Annotated in this window: 3 protein-coding genes and 1 pseudogene; 2 read left to right on the top strand and 2 right to left on the bottom strand. The window is 64.5% G+C overall.

The features are described from left to right. A pseudogene (locus EN935_RS21095) lies at positions 1-181 on the top strand (hypothetical protein); the annotation flags it as partial. A gap of 303 nt (positions 182-484) precedes the next feature. Beyond that, entirely contained in the window at positions 485-1,858 is a 1,374-nt protein-coding gene (gltX, locus tag EN935_RS21090; RefSeq protein WP_109669303.1) for a glutamate--tRNA ligase, read from the top strand. Here the strand turns inward: gltX and EN935_RS21085 are convergent. Continuing rightward, positions 1,776-2,990, bottom strand: coding sequence for a DUF2865 domain-containing protein (locus EN935_RS21085; protein ID WP_109669300.1), 1,215 nt, complete (start codon positions 2,988-2,990; stop codon positions 1,776-1,778). The genes gltX and EN935_RS21085 overlap by 83 nt on opposite strands. A 90-nt stretch (positions 2,991-3,080) precedes the next feature. Next, positions 3,081-5,259 (bottom strand): NADP-dependent malic enzyme (locus EN935_RS21080; protein ID WP_164771236.1); only part of this gene is annotated, 2,179 nt, incomplete at its 5' end.

Here is a 5,259-nt window from a genome sequence, read left to right as displayed (position 1 = left end):
GAGCAGATTCATGCCTCAACTCTTCGGCTACAAGAATCTCTTCTTCCGCTATGCCGGAGGAACGATGGTCCGCTCGCGAATCGCTGAGGTCACGGAAGCGGTCCGCGCCGGTGACATCTTTATCGGTGGGGTGATGGGTGACCGCTGGACCCGCCTCAGTTCCGATGACTTCGGCCGCTGATCGCCTTAACGACCTGTTCGCCGGCTCCGCCGGCTGGCTGCACTCGGTCATGGCGGGCGCCGCCAGACTGGCCGCCGCCTAAAGCGCGTCGCGTTTGAACGGATTCAGGCGACGCGCTTTAGGTCTTTGTTTCTTATGCATGTCGTTTTCCCAAAACCGAGATCACGTTTGGACGACATGCATTAAGCGCCGCCTGAGGCGCACGCCGCCCGGTCTTTTCATTCCAGCCGCCATGTTCTATGTCTGCCGGACAGCGCGGGGGCGCGTCTTGTCAATCACAAAAGCATCCGGTACGCCCCGCTCATGACAGTTACCGTTCGTTTCGCCCCTTCGCCGACCGGCCGCATCCATATCGGCAATGCGCGCACGGCTCTGTTCAACTGGCTGTTTGCCATGAACAACAAGGGCCGCTTCATCCAGCGCTTCGACGACACCGACATTGCGCGCTCGAAGCAGGAATTTTCCGATGCCATCCTCTATGATCTGCATTGGCTGGGTATTTTTCCCGATGCCACCGAGTACCAGTCGCGACGTTTCGAGGTCTATGACGCGGCGGTCGAGAGGCTGAAGGCGGCAGGCGTTCTCTATGCCTGCTATGAAACGCCGGAGGAGCTGGATCTCAGGCGCAAGGTGCGCCGCACGCGCGGCCTGCCACCGGTCTATGGCCGTGAGGCGCTGGCCCTGACGCATGAGCAGATCGCCGAATACCAGGCCGATGGCCGCCGGCCGCACTGGCGTTTTCTCCTCCCCAATTTCTCAGGCGATCCGCAACAGCCGGAGCGCACCGAAATCCACTGGAACGACCTGGTGCGCGGCGAGGAGACGGTCGACCTGGCCTCACTGTCCGATCCAGTGCTGGTGCGCGAGGACGGCACCTATCTCTACACGCTTCCCTCCGTGGTCGACGATATCGAGATGGGCGTCAGCCATGTCATCCGCGGCGACGACCATGTCACCAACACCGGCGTGCAGATCGCCCTGTTCCAGGCGTTGGCTGCCGAGCCGCCTGTGTTCGGCCACCACAATCTCCTGACCACCGCATCGGGCGAGGGACTGTCGAAGCGCACCGGTGCGCTCTCCATCGAAAGCCTGCGCGAGGACGGCATCGAGCCTATGGCGGTGGCCTCGCTGGCCGTGCTGGTCGGCACCTCGGAGAATGTCGCGGCGGTGCCGACGATGGGCGAACTCGCCGAACGCTTCGATCCAGCGGCAACATCGAAATCGGCGGCCAAGTTCGATCCGGATGACCTGTTCGTGCTCAACCGGACATTGCTGCATCATATGCCATTCGCCGAGGCACAGGACCGGCTGATCGTGCTCGGCGTCTCGGGCGAGCAGGCCGAGCCGTTCTGGCTGGCGGTGCGCGGCAATCTCGACAGGCTGGCCGATGCGGTGAACTGGTGGCGCATCCTGCGCGAGGGGCCTCAGGAGATGCCGGAATTTTCCGATGAAGACCGCGATTTCCTCGGACAGGCGTTCGATCTGCTGCCGGAGGACCCCTGGACCGCGACGATCTGGAAAGACTGGACGGGCAAGATCAGGGAAGCGACGGGCCGCAAGGGCAAGGCGTTGTTCATGCCGCTCAGAACAGCCCTTACCGGACTGCCTTCGGGGCCGGAGCTTGCAGATCTATTGCCGCTGATGGGTCGGGAAGGAACGTTGGCCCGACGACCCTGACCTTGCGCTGTTCCGGCGGCAGCGCGGACACCGGCGACGTCACCGGCTTGGCGGAAAGCCGCTTGATCGCCTCGCGGTCGAGCCCGCCTTCCAGATTGGCCAGGGTTTCCGGATCTGCACCTGGATCCGGCTTGGACACCGGGACCGGGATGAACGGTGCAGCGTCCGTTTCGGGCTGCGACTGTTCCTGATACGGCGGATTGCCGGCGATGATCTGGAAGCCCTGCGCGGCGGCGTTGCAGCCGCAGGCCGGCGGCCGCGGCATGTTGGACTGCTTGTAGAGATAGGCAGTCGGCAATTCGCTGTAGGGCCGGCCGGTGACGGACGACGTCATCGAAGCCGAATCGTCGTCCATGCCGCGCGAGTAGAAGACCTGCATCTCGGTGCCGGGGCAGCTCGATTCGCAATTCTTCTGGTCGCGTTCGAAGTCGCTGGTCGAGGCCGAGTTCGACATCGGGAAGAAGTAGCCGTCGCAAGTGCGCACACAGGAGGTGTGGAATTCACCGCCGACGCTCGGAAGGTCCGGTACGCCGGGCCGGTTGAGCACCCGGCGGACGCTGCGCTCTTCGTCGGGATCGTCAGGCTGGTCAAGTGTATCTGGCGTATCGAGCTGCTGGCTGTTGCCGCCGAAAAGCTGGTCGAACAGGTTTGTGCTGCCGCCTTCGCGGTTCGCTTCCTGCAGGGGTGCGCGCCGCGGCGCAACGGTGTCGTCGCGGCAGCCATTGGCGTCAAGCGCCGCCAGGATGCGTCCCCGGTCACGGCGCGAGCCGCCGCCGGCAAGCCGCTCGCGTTTGCCTTGCAGCGCATCGAGGTTGGCATTCATGCGATCGATGGTGGCGTTGAGCCCGGCGCATTGATTGAGGTTGCGGCCAAACAGCGAAAAGCCGCACCCTGCCTGGCTCGCTTGGCTGCGGGCCTTCGAAATCTGCTCATGCTGCCTGGCGATGGCGGCGTCATATTTCCGGATCATAGCCGGACCACCGTCGCCGCCGCGTGAGGCCGCGGCAAGATCGGCTTCCAACTGGCGACAGACCCGCGAAGCGGCCCGTGGCTCGGCTACCCCCCAGGTTGCGGACAACAGGAGGCCAAGCAGCACGGCAGCATGCGCCTGCTTCCACCCTCCGCTTGCCATCCGCCCAAACTCCGCCTGCCCAAATCCCGCCCGTTGGCCTGCAAGGCTACCGTGTTCGCGGTTAACTGCAGTTTACCGCGAAATCCGTGTTCAGCCCAGATTGACGACCGCCTGCGCCTTGTGGGCGGCCTCGACCACGGCAAGCGCCGTCATGTTGACCACGCCGCGCGAGGTGACCGACGGCGTCAGTATGTGCGCCGGCATGTCGGTGCCGAGCAGGATCGGCCCGACATGCAGCGCATCCATCATGGTCCTGAGCGCGGTCAGCGTGATGTTGGCCGAATCGAGGTTGGGGAACACCAGCAAATTGGCTTCGCCTTTCAGCCGCGAATGCGGGTAAACGCGCTGGCGCAGATGCTCGGACAAGGCAGTGTCCGCGTGCATCTCGCCGTCGCACTCCAGGTCAGGCGCGATGCGCGCCAGGATCGCCGCCGCTTGCCGCATCTTGAGCGCACTCGGCGAATCGCGCGAGCCGAAATCCGAGTGCGACAGGAGCGCCGCCTTCGGCTCGATGCCGAAGCGCTGGATTTCTTCTGCCGCAAGCACCGTCATCTCGGCGATCTCCTCGGCTGTCGGGTCGACGGAGACGTGCGTGTCGGTTAGGAAGATGATGCCGCGCTGCGAGATCAGCATGGAAAGCGTCGACAGGTCGTGGTCCTTGACGCCGGCTCGCGGGCCGATGATCAAGGTGACGTTGCGCAGATGCCGCTCGAAGCGGCCTTCGAGGCCGCAGACCATGGCATCGGCATCGCCGCGCTTCAGCGCTAGTGCTGCGATCACCGTGTTGTCGGTACGCACCATGGTGCGCGCGGCCTCCGTCGTCACGCCGCGCCGGCCGGCGAGTTCGATCAGCAGGTCGACATAGTGACGGTAGCGCGGATCGTCTTCGGGATTAATCAGGCCGAAATCGACGCCGGGCTTGATGCGCAGCCCATAGCGCTTCAGGCGCACCTCGATGACGTGCGGGCGGCCGATCAGGATCGGCTCGGCGATGCCTTCCTCAAGCACCACCTGTGCCGCGCGCAGCACGCGCTCGTCCTCGCCGTCGGCATAGATGACGCGCTTGGCGGTCGACGCCTTGGCGGATGAGAACACCGGCTTCATCACCAGGCCGGAGCGGAACACGAAGCGGTTCAGCTTGTCGATATAGGCGGCGAAGTCGGTGATCGGCCTTGTCGCGACGCCGGTGTCGCAGGCAGCCTTGGCGACCGCAGGCGCGATGCGCAGGATCAGGCGCGGATCGAAGGGCGAGGGGATCAGGAACTCAGGCCCGAAGATCGGGGTCTCGCCGGAATAGGCGCGTGCAGCGACGTCCGAAGGCTCCTCCCGTGCCAGCGCTGCGATTGCCCGCACCGCCGCCATCTTCATCTCCTCATTGATGGCGCTGGCACCACAATCGAGCGCGCCGCGAAAGATGTAAGGAAAGCACAGTACGTTGTTGACCTGATTGGGGAAATCGGAACGGCCGGTGCAGATCATCGCATCGGGACGCGCCGCACGCGCTATTTCCGGCATGATCTCCGGATTGGGATTGGCCAGCGCCAGGATCAGCGGTTTTGGCGCCATGTGCTGGAGCAGTTCCGGCTTCAGCACGCCTGCCGCCGACAGGCCGAGGAAGACGTCGGCGCCTGCGATGACGTCGGCCAGCGTGCGCGCCTCGGTGTCCTTCACATAAGGGTCTTTCCAGCGATCCATCTCGTCGACGCGGCCTTTGTAGGCGACGCCGAAGCGGTCGGTGACCCAGATGTTTTCCACCCGCGCGCCGAGCGAGACCAGCAGGTTGAGGCAGGCAAGGGCCGCTGCGCCGGCACCGGAGGTGACGATCTTGATGCCAGATATGGTCTTGCCGGCGAATTCCAGCCCGTTGAGCACGGCGGCGGCGACGATGATGGCGGTGCCGTGCTGGTCGTCGTGGAACACCGGTATGCCCATGCGGGCCTTCAACTGCTCCTCGACCTCGAAGCACTCCGGCGCCTTGATGTCCTCGAGGTTGATGCCGCCGAAGGTCGGTTCCAGCGCCGAGATCGTCTCGACCATGCGTTCTATACCGGGCGCGTCGATCTCGATGTCGAAGACGTCGATGCCGGCGAACTTCTTGAACAGGACAGCCTTGCCTTCCATGACCGGCTTGGAGGCTAGCGGGCCGATATTGCCGAGGCCGAGCACGGCCGATCCGTTGGTGACGACACCGACCAGATTGGCGCGCGCGGTGTAGTCGGCGGCGGTCGCCGGATCGTCGCGGATTTCCAGGCAAGGGGCGGCGACACCA

The sequence above is a fragment of the Mesorhizobium sp. M7D.F.Ca.US.004.03.1.1 genome, assembly GCF_003998635.1.
Taxonomy (GTDB): Bacteria; Pseudomonadota; Alphaproteobacteria; order Rhizobiales; family Rhizobiaceae; genus Mesorhizobium; species Mesorhizobium loti.
This window is presented reverse-complemented; position numbering and strand designations above follow the sequence as displayed.